Source organism: Streptomyces sp. NPDC007162 (genome assembly GCF_040634175.1).
Classification (GTDB): Bacteria; Actinomycetota; Actinomycetes; order Streptomycetales; family Streptomycetaceae; genus Streptomyces.
Window position 1 is genome coordinate 24,989 of record NZ_JBEYFC010000011.1, and the last position, 19,263, is coordinate 44,251.

Sequence of the window (19,263 nt, forward strand, 5' to 3'; positions counted from 1 at the left end):
GAAGGTCAGGCCAGGGACCCGTACAGGCCGGGGCGGCGGTCCTTCAGGTACGGGTTCGCCTCGCGGGAGGCGGCGAGGAAGGCGGGGTCCGCCTCGGCGAGCAGGAGTTCCGTACCGCGTCCGGCGCGGGCCCGGGCGATCCCGTCGGGCCCCGCCAGCGCGGAGAGCCCGACGAACTCGAACTCGCCTTCGCTGCCGACCCGGTTGACGTACGCCACGTACATCTGGCTCTCCCAGGCCCGCACCGGGACCAGGGACTCGGCGACGAACTGGAACGGGTGCATGTTCGCCGTCGGGACCAGCAGCAGGTCGGTACCGGCCAGGGCGTGCGCGCGGACCAGCTCGGGGAACTCGACGTCGTAGCAGATCATCAGGCCGACGGTCAGTCCACACAGCTCCACCTGGACCACCGGCTGCTCGCCCGGGGTGAAGTGGTCCCGTTCGAAGCAGCCGAAGAGGTGGGTCTTGCGGTAGTTCGCGAGCCGGGTGCCCTCGGCGGAGATCAGCTGGACGGAGTTGTGGACGCTGCCGTCGGCGCGCTCCGGGTAGCCGTAGGCGATCGCGAGGCCGTGGCGGTGGGCCAGCTCCGCGATGGTGTCCGCGCTGTCGCCGTCGGCGGGCTCGGCGAGGCGGCCGATGTCGTCGCCGATCGCGTAGCCGGTCAGGAACATCTCCGGGGTGACGAGCAGCGCGGCTCCCGCGGCGGCGGCCCGGCCGGCGGCCTCGTCGAGCACCTTGAGGTTCTCGACGGTCGAGCCGGGGCGGCCGGAGCTCTGGAGCAGGGCGGTGCGCATGCGGGTCCTCACCGGGTACGGAAGGGGGTCTGGGGGCCAGTTAGACCGTACGGTCGGCGGGCCGAACCGGACAAGGAGGAGCCGTTGCGCGCTGGTGAGCGGTTCGTTGCGTGCGGGGCGGGCCGGGCGGCGATTCGTTGCGCGGGGTCACGGCTCCCGCCGCCGCGCCACGATCTCCGTCGGCGGTGCCCCGGTCACGGCTCGACGGCGAACGTGGTCACGACGGCCGCGTGGTCGGAGGGCCAGTCGTTGTCCGCGACCTCGGGCCAGGGGGCCGGGGAGCCGCTGACCCAGGTCCGGGAGTCGAGCACGCGCAGCCCCCTGTGCAGCACGTAGTCGATCCGGTCCTGCGGTTCGGGCCGCCCGCCGCCGTCCTCGTGGACGGGGTGGACCGGCGACCAGGTGTGCCCGGGAGCCACGACCGGGTCGGGGTGCGCCTGCCGGTAGGAGTCGTGGAACCCGGCCTCCTCGGCGGCCCTGGTCACCGGCCACTCGACGGCCGTCCAGTCGAGGTGCGAGGGGCAGTTGAAGTCGCCCGTCAGCACGACCGGCACGGCACCGTCCCCGATCCACCGCAGCGCCTCCCGCAGCTGCCCCAGCCGCACCTGCTCGTGGGCGACCAGCTCGTCGGCCCCGAGCCCGTCGAAGTGGTACTCGTACGGTCCGTACGGCGTGTAGTGCAGATGCGCGGTCCAGACGTCGACCTCGCGGCCGGGGCGGACGGCGATCCGCACCCCGGCGACCCCGTAGAAGCCGACCTCCGGGTCGCCGAGGCGGGCGGTGATCGGGTAACGGCTGATGATCCCGAGGTTCTCGCCGGCCGTGTGGTGGTACCAGCCGAGGGCCGCCGCGAGTTCCCGGGCCGAGGCGCCGGCGGTCTCCTGGAGCCCGACGACGTCGGCGCGCGCGTCCAGGATGGTCTTGACCTGCTTGGCCCGGTGGTCCGTGATCCGGCTGCCGCCGAGCCACAGGTTCCAGGACATGACCCGCAGTTCCGGTACGGCCATCTCACTCAGCTCCTTCGGGGTGACCCCGACCAGCGTGTCCCGGACGGTCCGGCCGGGCGCGCCGGCGATCGGCGCGAGCGAGGGCACGGCCAGCACGGCGCACCCGGCGGCCTCGGCGGAGGCGACCCCGGTGTCGGTGTCCTCGACGGCCACACAGGCCGCCGGGTCGACGCCGAGCGCACGGCAGGCGGCCAGGTAGGGGTCCGGGGCGGGTTTGGTGCGGCCGGTGTCGTCGGCGGTGACGGAGGCGGCGAAGCGGCCGGGGCCGAGGGCGTCGAGCACGAGGCCGGCGACCGCGCGGGGGGACGCCGTGACCAGGGCGGTGGGCACGTCGGCCGCGGCCAGGGCGTCCAGCAGGTCGAGGGCGCCGGGGCGGGGCACGATGCCGGTGCGGACCCGGTCCGCGAACTCCCGGTGCAGCTCGGCCGCGAGCCCGGCGGCGGGCCGGCCGGTGGCGTCGGCCAGCCACTGGGCGGTGTGCTCGACCGGACGGCCCAGTACGTCGGGCTCGTCGGTCTCGCCGAGCGCCCGTCCGGCAACGCTTTCCACCGCCTCCCACCACAGTCGCTCGGTGTCGACGAGCGTGCCGTCCATGTCGAACAGGACGGCCTGGAGCGGGAGCCGGGGGTGGGGGGTCACGTCGTCGTCATTCCTCACGTGGGGGCGGGCGGGACTTCGGGAAGCGTTTACTTCTGGACGCGTTCGGCCACGAGCACCGGCCGCTCGGGCAACGAGACGGCCGCGGTGGATCCGGCGCCCAGCTCGGCGGCCTCGTGTGCGGGCAGGTCGGCCTTGGCCTCGGTACCGTCGGCGAGCCGTACGGTGACCCGGACGACCGCGCCCAGGAACGCGGTGGCGACGACGGTGGCCGTACCGGAGCCGTCGGCGCGCACCCGGACGGCCTCGGGCCGCACCAGGACGTCGACCTCGCTCGCGCCGGGCGCCTGTCCGTCGACGGGCAGCCGCTGCCCGAGCACCTCGACCGAGCCGTCCCTGACCGTCCCCGGGATCCGGCTCATCGTGCCCACGAACTCGGCGACGAACGCGGTGGCGGGGCGGCCGTACAGCTCGGCGGGTTCGGCGCACTGTTCCAGCTGCCCGGCGCGCATCACGGCGACCCGGTCGGCGACGGACAGCGCCTCCTCCTGATCGTGTGTCACGAACAGAGTGGTGATGCCGAGTTCCTGCTGGAGCCGGCGGATCTCCTCGCGGAGCGACAGCCGCACCTTGGCGTCGAGCGCGGACAGCGGCTCGTCGAGCAGCAGCACCCGGGGCCGCAGGGCGAGGGCCCGGGCCAGCGCGACGCGCTGCTGCTGACCGCCGGAGAGCTGGTGCGGGAACCGCTCCCCCTTGTCGCCGAGACCGACGAGGTCCAGCAACTCCGCGGCCCGCGCCCGCCGTTCACTCGTACGCACCTTGCGCATGCGCAGCCCGAACGCCACGTTGTCGACGGCGTCGAGATGCGGGAAGAGGCTGTACGACTGGAAGACCATCCCGGCGTCACGACGGTGGGCCGGAACCCGGGTGACGTCCTCGCCGTCGACCAGCACCGCGCCGGAGTCGGGGTGTTCGAACCCGGCGAGCATGCGCAGGGCGGTGGTCTTGCCGCAGCCGGACGGACCGAGCAGGGCCAGGAACTCCCCCGGCCGTACGGTCAGGTCGAGTCCGTCGAGGGCGACGGTGGCGCCGAACTCCCGTCGCAGTCCCCGGAATTCGACGGTTGCGGCTTTGTCGGGCGTGCTGACACTCATGGTTCATCCCCGGGAGGAAGCGGTTCGGTCACGGCCGCCGGCACCGGCGAGCGCGAGGAGCAGGGCCCAGGTCACCAGGAGACTGAGCACGGAGACGGCGACGGACATCTGGGCCTGCGAGCCGCCGACGTCGTAGATCCACACGGCGAAGGGCTCGAAGCCGAGCAGCCGGGCGACGGTGAACTCACCGAGGACCAGCGCCAGGGTGAGGAAGGACGCGTTGAGCAGCGCCCCGCGGAGATTGGGCAGGACGGCCCTGACGAGCGCCTGCGGCCAGGAGGCACCGCAGCTGCGGGCGGCCTCGACGAGGGTGCGCACGTCGATCGCGCGCAGCCCGGCGTCCAGGGCCCGGTACACGAAGGGCAGCGCCATCACGACGTAGGCGAGCACCAGGACGACCGGGAAATCCGGGTTCTGCACGGCGACGAACGTCTCGAACAGCGGGGTCCGGGACAAATGGTCCGGGCCCCACTTGAGCACGGTCACGATGCCGGCGACGAACGCGATCGGCGGCACCACCAGCGGCAGCGAGCAGACGATCTCGACGACCGGCCGCAGCTCGGGCGCGCTCAGCCGCAGCGCGACCACGGCGGGGACCAACAGCAGCAGCACGACGACGATGGTGGCGACGGCCAGTTCCAGGGAGAGCAGCAGGCTGGAGAGGAAGCCGTCGGCGGAGATGATCTGGGTGTAGGCGTCGAAGGTGACGCCCTGGCCGGGCACGTCCACCGTGAAGAGCACGGAGGCGGCCAGCGGGACCAGGAAGTACACGGCGGCCAGGCCGAGGACGGCCCAGCGCCAGGGGGTCAGGCGTCGAGCCATCGGGCGCTCCGTCGTTGCAGGGGCAGGTACACGGCCATCACCAGGCCCGCCACCAGCACCATGTCCAGGCTCAGGGCGAGGGCCACGTTCTCCTGGCCGACCAGGACGTTGCCGGAGAGGGCGTCGGCGATCTGCAGGGTGACCAGCGGGACCGCGCTGCCGACCATGGCGGCGGCGGTGGCGTAGGCCGCGAAGGCGCTGCCGAAGAGCAGCACCAGGCCGCCGAGCAGCGAGGGGGCGAGCACGGGCAGCGCCACGTACCGCCAGTACTGCACACCGGTGGCGCCGTTGTTGAGCGCGGCCTCCCGCCACTGGGCGCGCAGTCCGTCCAGGGCCGGGGTGATGGTGAGGACCATCAGCGGGATCAGGAAGTACAGGTAGACGAGGACGAGTCCCCAGAAGCTGTACAGGTCCCAGCCGTGGCGGGCGAGCCCGAGGTGCACGGTCAGCACACCGGCGTTGCCGAGGGTCGCGACGAACGCGAACGCCAGCGGCACGCCACCGAAGTTGGCGAGCACGCCGGAGGCGGTGAGCACGGCCTCGCGCAGCACCCGGGAGCGCGAGCCGACGACGGCCTGCGCGAGCGGCAGTCCGAGGACGGCGGCGATGAGGGCGGAGAGCGCGGACAGCTTGACGCTGCCGACGAGGGCGGTGAGGTAGGGGCCCTGGAGCGAGTCGCCGAGGTTGCTCGTCGTGTACGAACTCGCCCCGCCAGCCGGGTCCTTGACCGTGAAGGCGCCGTTCAGCATGGCCAGGGCCGGCAGTCCGAAGGCGACGGCCGTGAAGGCGAGCAGCGGGACGACGGCGAGCCAGCCGGGGGCGCGGCGCCGCCGCTTCTGGGAAGCGGCGGTCGCCACGTCGGCCCGCGTGAGCGTGGCCGTCATCCGGATACGGCCTTCGACCAACCCGACGAGAGGACCGTCTTGGCCTTGTCCTGCTGGGCCTCGGTCGGGAAGGACGGGGTGCCGGTGACCGCGGGGAGCTTGGCGGCGGCGGTCTTGTCGAGCGTGCCGGCCTTCTCCATGGCGGACATCAGGACCGGACGCGCGTACCCCTTGAGCCACAGGTTCTGGCCCTCGGTGCTGTACAGGTACTCCTGCCACAGGCGGGCGGCCGCGGGGTGCGGGGCGTCCTTGTTGACGGCCTGGGAGTAGTACTGGGCGTACTGGCCGTCGGCCGGGATGGCGACCTTCCAGTCCACGCCCTTGGACCTGAACTCGTCGGCGTAGCCCGCGTTGAGGTAGTCCCAGTCGATGGAGATGGGCGTCTCGCCCTTCTCGACGGTGGCCGGGGTGGACTCGACGGGCGTGTAGTTGCCGTTCTTCTTCAGCTTGGCGAAGAAGTCCAGGCCCGGCTGGATGTCGTCGAAGGAGCCCTTGCCGGCGAGCGCCGCCGCGTAGACGCCGCCGAACGCCGAACCGGACTTGGTCGGGTTGCCGTTGAGGGCGACCTGTCCCTTGTACTGCGGCTTCAGCAGGTCGGCGAAGGTGGTCGGGCAGGTCTTGACGCGCTTGGCGTCGCAGCCGATGGAGATGTAGCCGCCGTAGTCGTTGTACCAGCGGGCCTGCGGGTCCTTCTGGCCCTCGGGGATGTCGGCGTACGAGGTGACCTTGTACGGGGCGAGCAGCCCCTGCTGGGCGGCGCTGAGCGCGAACGACGAACCGAGATCGAGGACGTCCGGCGCCCGGTCCTGGCCCTTGCGCGAGGTCACGGCGTTGATCTCGTCCTGACTCGATCCGTCGGGGCTCTCGTCCTCGATCTTGATGCCGTACTTCTTCTGGAAGCCGTCGATGATCGCGCCGTAGTTCGCCCAGTCGCGGGGCACCGCGATGATGTGCAGCGTGCCCTCCTTCTTGGCGGCGGCGACCAGCTTGTCCATGCCGCCGAGGTCGGCGGCGGAGGTGGCGGTGGCGGCGCTCCTGCCACCGGAGGTGGTGGACGACGCGTTGTCGGGAGCGGCGCCGCAGGCGCTCAGGGCGAGCGCCGCTACGGCGGCGAGGGAGCCGCCGAGGAGGGCGGTTCTCGGCAGGGACACGGTCACGGTCTCTCCAGGGAGTACGCACGAGGGTGGGTGGCGCTGCGGATGGCACCGGGCAACTTGTCTGAACAAGTTGGCCTCAGTACGCCCGCCGTGGGTTTCCCCTGCATGAACGGCGGCGAAACTCCGTCCCCTTATTCCCTGCACAATCCTGACCGGACATGGGCTGACACGACTCACCCGGGGATGTCGATTAGGCTGGTCACGCTGTGCACAGCGGCCTACTCAGAGGGGAAGCATGACGGCGCGACACGAGGAGATCGCCGACGAGTTGCGGCACGCCATCGACCGTGAGGAGTTCACCGTCGGCAGCCGACTGCCCTCGGAGACGGAGTTGGCGGCGCAGTACGGCGTCTCACGCGGCACGGTCCGCCAGGCGGTCGCCGCGCTCACCTCCGAGGGGCTGATCGGCTCCCGCCAGGGCGCCCGCCGGGTGGTGCTGACCAGCCGCCGCAGCCAGAGCTTCGCGGAGCTGCGGAGTTTCGCGCAGTGGGCCAGGGCGATGGGCCGCGAGGCGACGGGGCACGTGGTGTCCCAGGAGTACCGGCCCGCCTCGCATGAGGACGCCGTCCGTCTCCAACTGGAGGTCGGCACACTGGTGTTGCACGTACTGCGGGTGCGCGGACTGGACGGTGAACCGGTGTTGCTGGAACGCACGGTGTACGCGGACTGGATCTCCCCGGCGGTGGCGGAGATAGAGCCGGAGTGCCCGTCGGTGACCCAACGTCTCTACGAGGACACCGGGTTGGTCTTCGCGTACGGCGAGCACGTCATCGACGCGGTCGCCTGCGGCGCACGGGACGCCGGGTTGCTCGGGGTGCGGCGGTCGAGCCCGCTGCTGCGGGTGCGGCGGGTGACGACGACGCGCGAGGGGCGGCCGGTGGAATGGTCCGACGACCGGTACCGGTCGGACGCGGTGAGCTTCAGCGTGCACAACTCGATCGGCAGCAACCCGCTGGCGCGGAAGACCGCGGAGTAGAGCTCGGGGGGGGTGCGGTCGTGGGCCGACTGCGGGTGATCCGTGGCTGGTCGCGCAGTTCCCCGCGCCCCTTGGTCGGCGATGGTACCGCGCCCTGAAGGGGCGCGGGGAACTGCGCGAACAACCCCCACCCGGCCCCGCTCTCACCCCGGAGCCCCCGAAGAGAACCTCCTCAGCAGCGGGGACAGCACCAGTACCGACTTGGTCCGCTCCACGAACGGCTCCCCGGCGATCCGCTCCAGCACCCTCTCGAAGTGCCGCATGTCCGACGCGAACACCTGCACGACCGCATCGGCGTCACCGGTGACCGTCGACGCGGCCACCACCTCCTGGTACCGCTCCAGCCCCCGCTGGATGGTCTCCGGAGACGTGTTGCGCCGGCAGTAGATCTCGACGAACCCCTCGGTCTCCCAGCCGAGGGCCGCCGGATCGACGCGTACGGTGAACCCCGTGATCGCCCCGGTCGCGCGCAGCCGGTCCACGCGGCGTTTCACGGCGGGCGCGGACAGGCCGACCAGCTGCCCGATGTCCGCGTAGGAGCGGCGGGCGTCCTCGGCGAGGGCGTGCACGATGCGTTCGTCGAGATCGTTCAGCAAGGGGTCGTTCAGCTTTCGGACGGCGCAGGACGGGACCGGCGGTAGCCGTACCCGAAGTAGAACACGAGCCCGACGCGCCTAGCTCCAGCTGGCGTGCAGCGGCTTGCCCTCCGCGTAGCCGGCCGCGCTCTGGATCCCCACGATCGCCTTCTCGGCGAACTCCTCCAGGGACGCCGCACCGGCGTACGTGCAGGAGGACCGCACCCCCGCGATGATCGAGTCGATCAGGTCCTCCACTCCGGGCCGGGCCGGGTCGAGGAACATCCGGGACGTCGAGATGCCCTCTTCGAAGAGCGCCTTGCGGGCCCGGTCGTAGGCCGACTCGTCGGACGTGCGGTTGCGCACCGCCCGCGCCGAGGCCATGCCGAAGGACTCCTTGTACAGCCGTCCGTCGGCGGCCTGCTGGAGGTCCCCCGGTGACTCGTAGGTCCCCGCGAACCAGGAGCCGACCATCACGTTGGACGCGCCCGCGGCCAGTGCCATGGCGACGTCACGGGGGTGCCGGACACCGCCGTCCGCCCAGACGTGCTTGCCGTACTTCCGCGCCTCGGCGGCGCACTCCAGGACCGCCGAGAACTGCGGCCGGCCCACGCCGGTCATCATGCGGGTGGTGCACATCGCGCCGGGGCCCACCCCGACCTTGACGATGTCGGCGCCCGCGTCGATCAGGTCCTTGACGCCGTCGGCGGAGACGATGTTGCCGGCCGCGATCGGAACCTGCGGGTCGAGGTCGCGGACCAGCTTGATCGCGCTGATCATCGACTCCTGGTGGCCGTGCGCGGTGTCGATGACGAGCGTGTCCACGCCCGCGCGGAGCAGCTGCTCGGCCTTGTCCGCGAAGTCACCGTTGATCCCGACGGCGGCGGCGATGCGCAGCCTGCCGTTCGCGTCGGTCGCCGGGGTGTACAGGGTGGCGCGCAGGGCGCCCTTGCGGGTGAGGATGCCGGCGAGCTTGCCGTCCCGGTCGACGGCCGGGGCGTACCTGCGGTTGGCCGCGTCCAGCTTGTTGAACGCCTCGCGCGGGTCGATGTCGGCGTCGAGGAGCAGCAGGTCGCGGGACATGACCTCGGCGAGCTGGGTGAAGCGGTCGACACCGCTGAGGTCCCGGTCGGTGACGACGCCGACGGGACGGCCGTCCTCGTCGACGACCACGCCGGCGTTGTGCGCCCGCTTGGGCAGCAGGGCCAGCGCGTCGGCGACGGTCTGGTGCGGGGCGAGCACGATAGGGGTGTCGAGCACCAGGTGGCGGCTCTTCACCCAGGTGATGACATCGGTGACCACGTCGATCGGGATGTCCTGCGGTATCACGACGAGTCCACCGCGCCTGGCCACCGTCTCGGCCATCCGCCGGCCCGCGATCGCGGTCATGTTGGCGACGACCAGCGGGATCGTGGTGCCGGTGCCGTCCGGCGAGCCGAGGTCCACGCCCTGACGCGAGCCGACCGCGGAGCGGCTCGGCACCATGAAGACGTCGTCGTACGTCAGGTCGTACGCGGGCTGGATGTCATTGAGGAAACGCACGTGCCGCACATCCCAGTCGATCAGAGGTGACCCCCGGACCGGCCGGCCAGAGGGAAAAGCACGTACTTCATTCTCCCATGGGCACCGGCATGTGATGCCCGGGACGAACATCCAGGCAGGTCAGGGGGGGTCTCGGAGGAACCTCCAAAGGGGTCAGGCGTACTCCTGCCAGCCGGTGACGACCACCAGGAGCCCTCGGTCCACTGCCCGGGGTGGCCACACCGAGGGGTCGCGGAGGCTGTCGGCGAGGGCGGCCCAGTTCCGGCCGAACCCAGTCGGGCAGGCCCAGCGCGGACACGGCACGGTCCATGACGTCTGCCTTGTCCGCGGCCCCGGCAAGGTCGAGCGTGACCAGCTGCGGGCTCGTCGTCACCTCAGCGGCGTCCGGGAGGAGTCGGGAGGACCACCCGTGCGGTGGATCCGGAGGGGGCCGCCGGGAGGTCGTCCAGGAAGTCGCCGGAGGGTACGAAGAAGAGGGTGCCGGTGACCGCCGTGGAGAAGTCGAGGATCCGGTCGTGGGTGGCGTCCGGGGTGCCGAGGAACATGTTGCGCAGCATGCGCTCCGTGACGTCCGGGGTACGGGCGTACCCGATGAAGTAGGTGCCGAACTCGCCGCGGCCGGGGCTGCCGAAGGGCATGTTGTCGCGGAGGATCTGCTGTTCCTCGCCGTCCGGTCCGGTGATGGTGTTCAGGTCCACGTGGGAGGCGGGTTCCTCCAGTTCGAGGTTGGTGGCCTTGGTGCGGCCGATGATCCGTTCCTGGGTCTCGACCGGCAGGGCGTTCCAGGCGTCGAGGTCGTGGACGTACTTCTGGACGACGACATAGCTGCCGCCGGCGTGCGCGGGGTCCTCCTCGCCGATCAGCACGGCCCTGCCGGCGGCGGCCCCGACCGGGTTCTCGGTGCCGTCGACGAAGCCCAGCAGGTCGCGGGCGTCGAGGTACTTGAAGCCCTGCACCTCGTCCTCGACGGTGACCGCGCCGCGCAGCCGGTGCATGATCTCGGCGGCGAGCCCGAAGCACAGGTCGAAGCGGGTGGCCCGGAGGTGGAAGAGGAGATCGCCGGGGGTGGCGACCGCCGTGTGCCGGGGCCCCTCAAGACGCTGGAAGGGGTGCAGACCGGCCGGACGAGGGTGGTCGAACAGGCGGTCCCAGACGTCGGAGCCGATGCCCGCCACGCAGCTCAGGGAGGCTTCCGGCGCACCGAACCCGAAGCTGCGCTCCAGCGCGCGCAGATCGCCCAGCACGTCCCGTGCGGTCTCCTCCCCGCCGGGGCGGACAGTGACCACCAGGAAGATCGCGGCGGTGGTCAACGGGCAGAGCACGGGCTGTGGTTCGGCTCCCGGCATGGGTCGGGGATCAGTGGTCAACGTGTCCTCCCGGTGCGATCTGCGCTCGGCGCTGGGCCTGTCGTACACATCCTCGGGGCCGAAGGCCGTCGGCCGCCTTCCGAATTCTTTCCGACAACGGGAATAGACAGACCTGTCTATCTGGTTGACGTGGTCAGATGAACAGACCGGTCTACTCATAACCGGCTCCGAAACCGACGCTCCTCGGCCCCGTCCCCGCGAAGGATCCCCGATGAACCATCTCGCATCCCCCGAGCGAACCGAGCGCGCCACCGCTCCCGGCAAGCCGATCCCGCCCCGGGCGGCGTTCTACGTGCTCGCCTCCGTCGTCGTCTCCTTCCTCGCCGCCTCCAGTGCGCCGACTCCCCTCTACGCGACCTACCAGGCCGAATGGGGCTTCACCCCGATCACCACCACCGTCGTCTTCGGCGTCTACGCGATCGCCGTGCTCTCCGGCCTGCTGGTCCTCGGCAAGCTGTCCGACCACGTCGGCCGCCGCCCGGTGCTGATCGCCGCGATCGCCGCCCAGGCCGCCGCGATGCTGCTCTTCTCCACCGCCACAGGAGTGGGCGAACTGCTCGTCGCCCGCGTGGTGCAGGGTCTGTCGACCGGCGCCGCGCTCGGTGCGATCGGAGCCGGGATGATGGACATCAACCGCGCCCGCGGCACGCTGGCGAACGCCTTCGCACCTGGTGTCGGCACCGCGACGGGCGCTCTGGTCAGCGGGTTCGTCGTGCAGTACCTGCCCGCCCCGACCCACACCGTCTACTTCGGCCTGCTGGCCGTGTTCGCGGCCCAGGCCGTCGCCGTCGCCCTGATCGACGAGACCGTCACCCGCAAGCCCGGCGCGGCGGCCAGCCTGGTGCCCGAGATCAAACTCCCGCGGACCGTCCGCGGTGCCGTCCTGGCGACCGCCCCCGTCATGTTCGCCGTCTGGGCGCTGGCCGGGTTCTACGGCTCCCTCGGACCGGCCCTGGTCCGCACCCTGGTCGGCTCCACCTCCGCCGTCTACGGCGGCCTCGGCCTCTTCGTCCTGGCGTTCGTGGCGGCGAGCTCGGTCCTCGTCCTGCGCGCCGCCTCGGCGACCACCGTGATGTACACCGGTGTCGCGGCCCTCATCGCCGGGGTGACGCTCACCCTGGTGGCCGTCGACCAGGGTGAGCCGGTGCTGTTCTTCGCCGGGACGGCCGTGGCCGGCCTCGGGTTCGGCAGCGGCTTCCAGGGCGGGATCCGCACGGTGATGCCGCTGACCAGGCCGCACGAGAGCTCGGGCGTGCTGTCCCTGCTCTTCGTCGTCTCCTACCTGGGCATGGGCGTCCCGTCCGTCGTCGCCGGAGTGCTGGTGGTGCACGGCGGCGGCCTGGTCCCGACCTCCGAGGAGTACGGCGCAGTGGTCATCGCCCTGGCGCTGCTGGCCCTGGCCGCCCTGCTGCTGCGCGGCCGGCCGCAGAGCGCGCCCGGGGTACGGGTCGCCTCCGGCAGCACTCCGGCCGTCCACGCCGCCGAGCCCGCGGACACGTCCCGGTGACCGGCGTCGCGACCACTGAGTAGACCGGTCTGGCCGACCGTAGAATTGGGAGAGTCGGAGAAGGTGAGTGGCATGACGAAGACGTTGAGTGCCAAGGCACCCACGGCCCGGGAGCGGCTGCTCGCGGCGGCGAACGAGCTGTTCTACGCGGAGGGCGTGCAGACGGTCGGGATCGACCGGATCATCGAGCGCGCCGGGGTCGCCAAGGCCTCGCTGTACAACACCTTCGGCGGCAAGGAACAGCTCATCCGCGCCTACCTCGACTCGCGGCACGCCAGGCTGACCGAGCGGCTGCTGCGCAGTGTCGAGCGGGCGGGCAGCCCGCGGGACCGGCTGCTGGCCGTCTTCGACGCACAGGCCGAGCTGTTCGCCCAGCAGACCTACCACGGCTGCGCCTTCGTGGCGGCGAGCGCGGAGGCGAAGCACGGCAGCGCCATCGAGGAGGCGTCCGACACCTCCCGCGCCTGGATCCGCACCCTGTTCACCGAACTCGCCCGGGACGCCGGTGCCCCGCACCCCGAGGCACTCGCCCACCAGCTCCACCTGCTGTACGACGGGGGCGGGGTGTCCGCACGGATGGACCGCGACCCGTCGGCAGGCACGGTCGCCCGCGAAGCAGCCGCGACCCTGATCGACGCGTCACTCCCGAAGCAGGGCTGAGAACCCGCCGGGCCGAAAACCAACGGATTCCGGGCCGAGGCGAGCCGGGGGTCGAAGCGGGCCCGGAGTCCAGGCAGGCTCAGGGAGCGGAGGGCACGGCGCCCAGACGGCACCCGAGCCCGGCAGAGTGCCGCGGCAGCGTTGTCAGTCCGAAACGACAGCCGCCGCGGCGCTGTGCCTCAGGGGCCGTCCGGGTCCGCGCGGTTCAGCGCGGGCTTGGGGGTGGTGCCCGCCGTCATCAGGTAGTCCGCGGCCGAGGTGTCGGTGACGAGGCTGGTGACCAGCCCCGACCTGAGCACCGCGTCGATCGCGGCCGCCTTGCGCTGCCCACCCGCGATCGCGACGACCTCGGGGATCCGGCGCAACTGGTCGGCCTTGACCGTGATGCATCGTTCCCCCAGGTCACGCCCGACCCTGCGGCCGTCGGCGTCGAAGAGGTGCGCGGCCATCTCGGCGGCCACACCGAGCGTGGCGTAGTGCGCGCGCTCCTCGTCGCTCAGCATGTCGTGCACCGTGGAGATCCCCGGCTCCCAGGAGCCGATGGAGACACAGGCGACCGTGACCTTGTCGAAGTACTCGAAGGCCCGGGCGATCCCGGTCTGGTTGCGCAGCGCCGCCGCGGTGGCCGCGTCCGGCAGCAGCATCGGCGCGTAGATGGGGTGGGCGTCGCCGCCGGACACCTGTGCGGCCCGCCGGACGGCCTCCACCGAGCCGCGCTCGGAGGTCCCGGCGTCGTACACACCCGTCAGCTGCACCACCGTGCAGGGCGGCAGCCGGTCCAGCGCCGCCGCCATGTGGATCGTGGACCGGCCCCAGGCGAGGCCCAGCACGTCCCCCTCGTTGACGAGCTCGCCGAGCAGGTCGGCGGCCACCTCGCCGAGGTTCTCGGGGTCGGGGGTCTCCTCCGCCTCGGCCGGGGACTCGACCACCACGGCGTGCCGCAATCCGTAGCGGGCGCGGAGCGCGTCGGAGCGCTCGGCGTCCAGTTCGGCCGGCACCCGGATCTCGATGCGTACGAGATCCCTTTCGAGGGCAGTCTCCAGAACACGCGCCACCTTGAAGCGGCTGACGCCGAACTCCTCGGCGATCTGGATCTTGGACTTGCCCTCGAGGTAGAAGCGGCGGGCCATGGCCGCCGCCTGCACCAGCTCAGCGGGTCCCATCCGCATGGCTGACCGGCCCGCCGACATACCCGACACGGCCATCTCCTCACTGCTGTTCACACTCTGGATACGCCGTTCATCCTTGCAGATCCGGCGCACTTGATCAGCCCTGATCGGAGCCGTTCACGTTCCCGTACCTCAGTGGTCGCACGCCCAGGACGCCTGGGCGGTGGCCGTCTCCGCCTGGGTGCGCAGTGCACGTACCGCCTCTGCCGGGTCGTTTGCCCCGTACACCGCGGAACCTGCCACGAAAACATCGGCTCCGGCGTCCGCGCACCTTTCGATCGTCGACGCCGAAATTCCTCCGTCGACCTGGAGCCACAGCTCCAGTCCGTGCTTGCTGATCATCTCCCGGGTGCGGCGGATCTTCGGCAGCATGATGTCGAGGAAGGCCTGACCGCCGAAACCCGGCTCCACCGTCATGATGAGCAGCATGTCCAGCTCGGGGAGCAGATCCTCGTACGGCTCGATCGGCGTCGCGGGCCTGAGCGCCATGGAGGCGCGGGCCCCCTTCGCCCGGATCTCCCGCGCGAGCCGCACGGGGGCGGCGGCCGCCTCGACGTGGAAGGTGACGGAAGAAGCACCCGCCTCGACGTACTGGGGTGCCCACCGGTCGGGGGCGTCGATCATCAGGTGGCAGTCCAGCGGGGTGTCCGTAGCACGGGCCAGGGACTCTACGACCGGCACGCCGAGCGTGAGGTTCGGGACGAAGTGGTTGTCCATGACGTCGACGTGGAGCCAGTCTGCGCCTTCGACCGCCTTCGCCTCGTCCGCGAGGCGGGCGAAGTCTGCGGACAGGATGCTGGGGTTGATCTGCACGGCCATGCCCCAAGCGTGCCATGCCCAGACGTGGTGGGCCGAATCAGGTTCGGGGCCCGGCCTTCGGCCGGGGTCCGTCCCCTCAGCCCGTCCCCTCAGCCCGTCCTCCGGATCAGGGCCAGATACATCGCATCCGTGCCGTGCAGGTGCGGCCACAGTTGCACATCGGGCCCCTCGCCCAGCTCCGGTACGCCCGGCAGCAGCGGACGGGCGTCCAGGAGTTCCGTGTCCGGCCGCTGCTTCAGCACGTCCTGGACCACGGCCCGCGTCTCCGCCAGGTGCGGGGAACAGGTCGCGTAGCCGACCACCCCGCCCACCCGTACCGAGTCCAGGGCCGTGCGCAGCAGGGCGCGCTGGAGCGGGGCGAAGTTCTCGAGGTCCTCGGGGCGGCGGCGCCACCGTGCCTCGGGGCGGCGGCGCAGCGCGCCCAGGCCCGTGCAGGGGACGTCCATCAGGACCCGGTCGAAGCTGCCGGGCCGCCACGGCGGCCTGGTGCCGTCGGCGGCGATCACCTGGTACGGCCCCGGGTTGCCGTGCAACGCCTTCTCGACCAGTCCGGCCCGGTGCGGCTGCTTCTCGGAGGCGAGCAGCGAAGCCCCCCGCTCGGCGGCGAGCGCGGCGAGCAGCGCCGCCTTGCCGCCGGGCCCGGCGCAGCCGTCCAGCCACTTCTCGTCGCGCCCCTCGACCGGCGCGTCGGCCAGCGCGCGGGCCACCAGCTGGCTGCCCTCGTCCTGGACGCCGGCACGGCCCTCCTGCACGGCCGGGACGGCACCGGGCTCGCCGCCCTCGGTGAGCCGCACCGCGTACGGCGACCAGCGCCCCGGCACGGCCGCGTCCTCGCGCAGCAGTTCCTCGGGGGTGGCCCGGCCGGGCCGGGCGACCAGCGTCACCTCGGGACGTTCGTTGTCGGCGGCCAGCAGTTCCTCGATGCCGGCGCGGCCGCCGCCCAGCGAGTCCCAGAGAGCGGAGACGACCCAGCGCGGGTGCGAGTGGACGACGGCGAGGTGGTCCTCGGGATCGTCGTCGTAGGGGGGTGCGACGCGGGCGATCCACCCCTCCAGGTCGTCGTGGGCGACCTTGCGCAGCACCGCGTTGACGAACTTGGCCCGCCCGTCGCCCAGCACCACACGGGCGAGTTCGACGGAGGCTGAGACGGCGGCGTGGCTGGGGATCCGGGTCCCGAGCAGCTGGTGCACCCCGAGGCTGAGCACGTCGAGCACCGGCGGGTCGACCTCACGGAGCGGCCGGTCGACGCATTCGGCGATGATCGCGTCGTACGTCCCCTGCCGGCGCAGCGTCCCGTACACCAGCTCGGTGGCGAGCGCGGCGTCCCGCGCGTCGAACCTCTCCGGTCCCTCCTTCTCCCGGGCCTTGCGCAGCAGCGGCGGCAGTACGAGGTTGGCGTACGCGTCCCGCTCGTCCACGGCGCGCAGCGCCTCGAAGGCGAGGATGCGGACGGGGTCCTTCTGGGGACGGCGGTAGGGCTTGGCAGGTCTGCGCGGCCGCCGGGACTGCTCGCTCACGAAAAAGGTGCTCCGGGTACGGGAATGGTGCGGCCTTCAAGCGTACGCCGGGTACGCCGGAAAGCCGCTGCTGGGAGGGGGGCTCAGGCTCCGAGGGTCTCCCCGGCGCCGATGCGCACGCCGCGCGCCCAGTCGGCGGCCCGCATCGGCTTCTTGCCCTGGGCCTGCACCCAGAGCAGTTCCACGGCGTACGACCCGGTCCCCACGTGCACGCTGTTCTTGCCGGCGGCGATCTCGGCCGGCGCGAGATCGGTCCGCTCGGGCACCGGCGTGACCTGGATCAGCTTGAGCCGCTCGCCGCGGAAGGTGGTCCAGGCGCTGGGGGCGGGGGTGCAGCCCCGGACCACCCGGTCGACGCGCAGCGCGGGCGCCGACCACTCGACCCTGGCGTCCTCGACAGTGATCTTCGGGGCGAGGGTGATGCCGTCGGTCGGCTGCGGCACGGGCTTGAGGGTGCCGTCCTCGATGCCGTCCATGGTGGCGGCGAGCAGCCCGGACCCGGCGAAGGCGAGCCGCGTCAGCAGGTCCCCGCTGGTGTCGGTGGGCCGGATCTCCTCGGTGACGGTGCCGTAGACGGGTCCGGAGTCGAGCCCCTCCTCGATGAGGAAGGTGGACGCCCCCGTGATCTCGTCCCCGGACATGATGGAGTGCTGCACGGGCGCCGCCCCGCGCCAGGCGGGCAGCAGCGAGAAGTGCAGGTTGACCCAGCCGTGGGCCGGGACGTCGAGGGCGACGCGCGGCAGCAGCGCCCCGTACGCCACCACCGGACAGCAGTCCGGCCCGATCTCCCTGAGCCGCTCCAGGAACTCGGGATCGCGCGGCTTCGACGGCCTGAGCACCTCGATGCCGGCCTCCGCCGCCCGCTCGGCCACGGGCGAGGCGACCAGCCTGCGCCCCCGCCCGGCCGGTGCGTCGGGCCGCGTGACCACGGCGGCCACCTCGTGCCGCCCGGAGGCGATCAGCGCGTCCAGAGCGGGAACGGCGACTTCGGGGGTACCGGCGAAGACAAGCTTCATGGGCGGCTGAGGGCCTCTCGGACGGGGGCACTTACGGGCGACGCACCAGTCTATGCCGCGGCACCGGACCGGCGCCCACGGTCCGCGGGCCGCCGGCGGCCACGCGCCGCCACGGGTCGCCCGGCCCTCCGGGCGACCGCGAGCGAGGACGGTGCGCGGGTGAACGAACACGGCGTACGCATATGCCCACACGCCCCCACACCGTGACCAGCGGAGCGTCCACGCGTTGGTCAAGAGAGAGTTGACCACCGCGGCCGCACGCGCGGCCCATTCCTTTCCACGCCGGTTCGAGAGGCTTGTTCATGGCCGACCACGCAACCCACGACGCCCAGGCCCGGGCGAGCCTGCACTTGTTGGTGCGGGACATCGAGCGGGTCCGCCGGCAGGTGGACGCACTGCGTACGCTCACCGCCCAGTTGGGCAACGTCTACCGCCCGCGCCGCTCCGGCCCGTCCACGGGGTTCGTCGTCTACGGACGCGCTCCGGCCCCGACGGTCCGGCTCGCCCAGGAACTCCGGGACAGCGTCGAAACCCTGGTCACGGCCGCCGTGGATTTCGACCGCTCACTCGGCTTCTCGTGGGACGCGGTGGGCTCCGCCCTCGGAGTCACCAAGCAGGCGGTGCACCGCCGTTACGGCGCCCGTCGCGCCGCGGCCCAGGCCACGGCGGTCCCGGAGCCCGAGCGGCCCACCGAACCGTCGGGCACGCGCACGCTCAACGTGGGAGCCGGCCTGCCCACCGCGCCCACGGTCCCGGCTGCCCGCTCCATGCCCACCCAGCCGACGGCCGGCAGCCCCACCCTTCGCGACGAGGCCAGGCCGACCGCCTTCCCCGGCCCGCGCAACGGCTGACGCACCCGCCGGCGCGGCGTACGCCACGGCTGACCTCAGGGGCTCACCCGCCCGCTCTCTGCCCTCCCGGCAAGCACCCGGGAGGGCAGCCGTCTACCCAGCCGCACCCTTTCGTCACCCGATGTCCGGCGGGTCGATCCGTACCCGCACCGTCGGTTCCCCGCTGCCGCGCGCCATCCGTGCGGCCTGGGCGGACTTCAGCGCCGCCGCCAGTGCCGCGCCACTGCCCGGCGGCACGCGTACCAGCACCCGTTCCCAGTGCTCCCCGGGCGGTGGCGCGCCGACCCGCCGGGGCGCCCCGGCTCGCACCACGGGCAGCGGAACCGGCCCCAACACCTCGGCGTCCGCAGGCAGTTCGGTCGCACTGAGGAACCCGGCCAGCGCCTCAGCGGTTCCCGACACCGCCGCCATCCGGGACACCGGCGGAAACCCCAGCTCGGCCCGCTCGGCCAGTTCGCGCACCGCGTGTCCGACCGGGTCCCACCGCACCAGCGCCTGCACGGGCCGCAGCGTCGGCTCCGCGACGACGACCACGGTGCCCCCCTCCCCCTGCGGCCGCACCAGCGCCCCGGCGGCCATCCACCGGCGCAACGCGTCCTCACCGGCCCGCAGGTCCGGCCGCCCGAGCATGGCCCAGCCGTCCAGCAGAAGGGCCGCCGCGTAGCCGCCCTCGGCGACCGGCTCGGCGCCGGGGGTGCTCACGACCAGCGCCGGCGTCCCCGGCACGGTGTCCAGCACCTGCTCGCGCCCCGAGGTCCGCACGGGCACGGCGGGAAAGGCCCGCCCCAGCTCCTCCGCGGTCCGCCGGGCCCCGACCACCTGGGCGCGCAGGCGGAAGCCGCCGCACGC

17 protein-coding genes and 2 pseudogenes are annotated in these 19,263 nt (G+C 72.4%); 4 read left to right on the plus strand and 15 right to left on the minus strand.

Features of this window, described 5'->3' with window-relative positions; genetic code table 11:
• Window positions 1-5: 5 nt before the first annotated feature.
• The 6 genes from ABZ646_RS02665 to ABZ646_RS02690 form a co-directional block, all read right to left on the minus strand.
• The gene (locus ABZ646_RS02665) at window positions 6-794 is read right to left on the minus strand and encodes a carbon-nitrogen hydrolase family protein (protein WP_360512201.1); all 789 of its coding nucleotides are present in this window, start codon (window positions 792-794) and stop codon (window positions 6-8) included.
• A 194-nt stretch (window positions 795-988) separates the two neighbouring features.
• On the minus strand, window positions 989-2,440 hold the full coding sequence (locus ABZ646_RS02670; RefSeq protein WP_360512203.1) for an HAD-IA family hydrolase: 1,452 nt from the start codon (window positions 2,438-2,440) through the stop codon (window positions 989-991).
• Between the two features lie 47 nt (window positions 2,441-2,487).
• Entirely contained in the window at window positions 2,488-3,552 is a 1,065-nt protein-coding gene (locus ABZ646_RS02675) for an ABC transporter ATP-binding protein (protein ID WP_360512204.1), read from the minus strand.
• 3 nt (window positions 3,553-3,555) lie between these two features.
• Complete coding sequence (locus ABZ646_RS02680; protein ID WP_360512206.1) at window positions 3,556-4,374, minus strand: ABC transporter permease subunit; 819 nt, start codon at window positions 4,372-4,374, stop codon at window positions 3,556-3,558.
• Complete coding sequence (locus ABZ646_RS02685) at window positions 4,359-5,258, minus strand: ABC transporter permease (protein WP_360512208.1); 900 nt, start codon at window positions 5,256-5,258, stop codon at window positions 4,359-4,361. Before ABZ646_RS02685 ends, ABZ646_RS02680 begins: the two co-directional genes overlap by 16 nt.
• Complete coding sequence (locus ABZ646_RS02690; protein WP_360512210.1) at window positions 5,255-6,415, minus strand: extracellular solute-binding protein; 1,161 nt, start codon at window positions 6,413-6,415, stop codon at window positions 5,255-5,257. The genes ABZ646_RS02685 and ABZ646_RS02690 overlap by 4 nt, the downstream gene beginning before the upstream one ends.
• Window positions 6,416-6,650: 235 nt before the next feature.
• Here ABZ646_RS02690 and ABZ646_RS02695 point away from each other — a divergent pair, with 235 nt between their 5' ends.
• Window positions 6,651-7,391, plus strand: coding sequence for a GntR family transcriptional regulator (locus tag ABZ646_RS02695; RefSeq protein ID WP_360512212.1), 741 nt, complete (start codon window positions 6,651-6,653; stop codon window positions 7,389-7,391).
• Between the two features lie 143 nt (window positions 7,392-7,534).
• Here the strand turns inward: ABZ646_RS02695 and ABZ646_RS02700 are convergent, their stop codons facing one another.
• From ABZ646_RS02700 to ABZ646_RS02715, 4 genes and pseudogenes are all read right to left on the minus strand, one after another.
• Window positions 7,535-7,987: an Lrp/AsnC family transcriptional regulator gene (locus ABZ646_RS02700; protein WP_132894522.1), complete on the minus strand. Its 453-nt coding sequence runs from the start codon at window positions 7,985-7,987 to the stop codon at window positions 7,535-7,537.
• 78 nt (window positions 7,988-8,065) lie between these two features.
• Window positions 8,066-9,508 carry a GuaB1 family IMP dehydrogenase-related protein gene (locus ABZ646_RS02705; RefSeq protein WP_360512214.1) on the minus strand — a complete coding sequence of 481 codons (1,443 nt, stop codon included), beginning with the start codon at window positions 9,506-9,508 and terminating at the stop codon, window positions 8,066-8,068.
• 156 nt (window positions 9,509-9,664) lie between these two features.
• Window positions 9,665-9,818, minus strand: a pseudogene (locus tag ABZ646_RS02710) (barstar family protein); the annotation flags it as partial.
• 64 nt (window positions 9,819-9,882) lie between these two features.
• Complete coding sequence (locus ABZ646_RS02715) at window positions 9,883-10,854, minus strand: Dyp-type peroxidase (protein WP_360512216.1); 972 nt, start codon at window positions 10,852-10,854, stop codon at window positions 9,883-9,885.
• 232 nt (window positions 10,855-11,086) lie between these two features.
• Between ABZ646_RS02715 and ABZ646_RS02720 the strand changes: the two genes are divergently transcribed.
• Window positions 11,087-12,382 carry an MFS transporter gene (locus ABZ646_RS02720; RefSeq protein WP_360512218.1) on the plus strand — a complete coding sequence of 432 codons (1,296 nt, stop codon included), beginning with the start codon at window positions 11,087-11,089 and terminating at the stop codon, window positions 12,380-12,382.
• Between the two features lie 72 nt (window positions 12,383-12,454).
• Window positions 12,455-13,042: a TetR/AcrR family transcriptional regulator gene (locus ABZ646_RS02725; protein ID WP_360512220.1), complete on the plus strand. Its 588-nt coding sequence runs from the start codon at window positions 12,455-12,457 to the stop codon at window positions 13,040-13,042.
• Window positions 13,043-13,221: 179 nt separating this feature from the next.
• Here the strand turns inward: ABZ646_RS02725 and ABZ646_RS02730 are convergent, their stop codons facing one another.
• The 4 genes from ABZ646_RS02730 to fmt form a co-directional block, all read right to left on the minus strand.
• The gene (locus ABZ646_RS02730; RefSeq protein ID WP_358978044.1) at window positions 13,222-14,265 is read right to left on the minus strand and encodes a sugar-binding domain-containing protein; all 1,044 of its coding nucleotides are present in this window, start codon (window positions 14,263-14,265) and stop codon (window positions 13,222-13,224) included.
• A 78-nt stretch (window positions 14,266-14,343) separates the two neighbouring features.
• Window positions 14,344-15,030, minus strand: coding sequence for a ribulose-phosphate 3-epimerase (gene rpe / locus ABZ646_RS02735; RefSeq protein ID WP_360512222.1), 687 nt, complete (start codon window positions 15,028-15,030; stop codon window positions 14,344-14,346).
• A gap of 89 nt (window positions 15,031-15,119) precedes the next feature.
• Window positions 15,120-16,547 (minus strand): transcription antitermination factor NusB, encoded by a 1,428-nt coding sequence (locus tag ABZ646_RS02740; protein WP_360512224.1) that lies wholly within the window; start codon window positions 16,545-16,547, stop codon window positions 15,120-15,122.
• Window positions 16,548-16,630: 83 nt separating this feature from the next.
• The gene (gene fmt, locus ABZ646_RS02745; protein WP_360512226.1) at window positions 16,631-17,563 is read right to left on the minus strand and encodes a methionyl-tRNA formyltransferase; all 933 of its coding nucleotides are present in this window, start codon (window positions 17,561-17,563) and stop codon (window positions 16,631-16,633) included.
• Window positions 17,564-17,865: 302 nt separating this feature from the next.
• Between fmt and ABZ646_RS02750 the strand changes: the two genes are divergently transcribed.
• Window positions 17,866-18,414 (plus strand): hypothetical protein, encoded by a 549-nt coding sequence (locus tag ABZ646_RS02750; protein ID WP_360512227.1) that lies wholly within the window; start codon window positions 17,866-17,868, stop codon window positions 18,412-18,414.
• Between the two features lie 114 nt (window positions 18,415-18,528).
• Here the strand turns inward: ABZ646_RS02750 and ABZ646_RS02755 are convergent.
• Window positions 18,529-19,263: pseudogene (locus ABZ646_RS02755) on the minus strand (primosome assembly protein PriA); the annotation flags it as partial.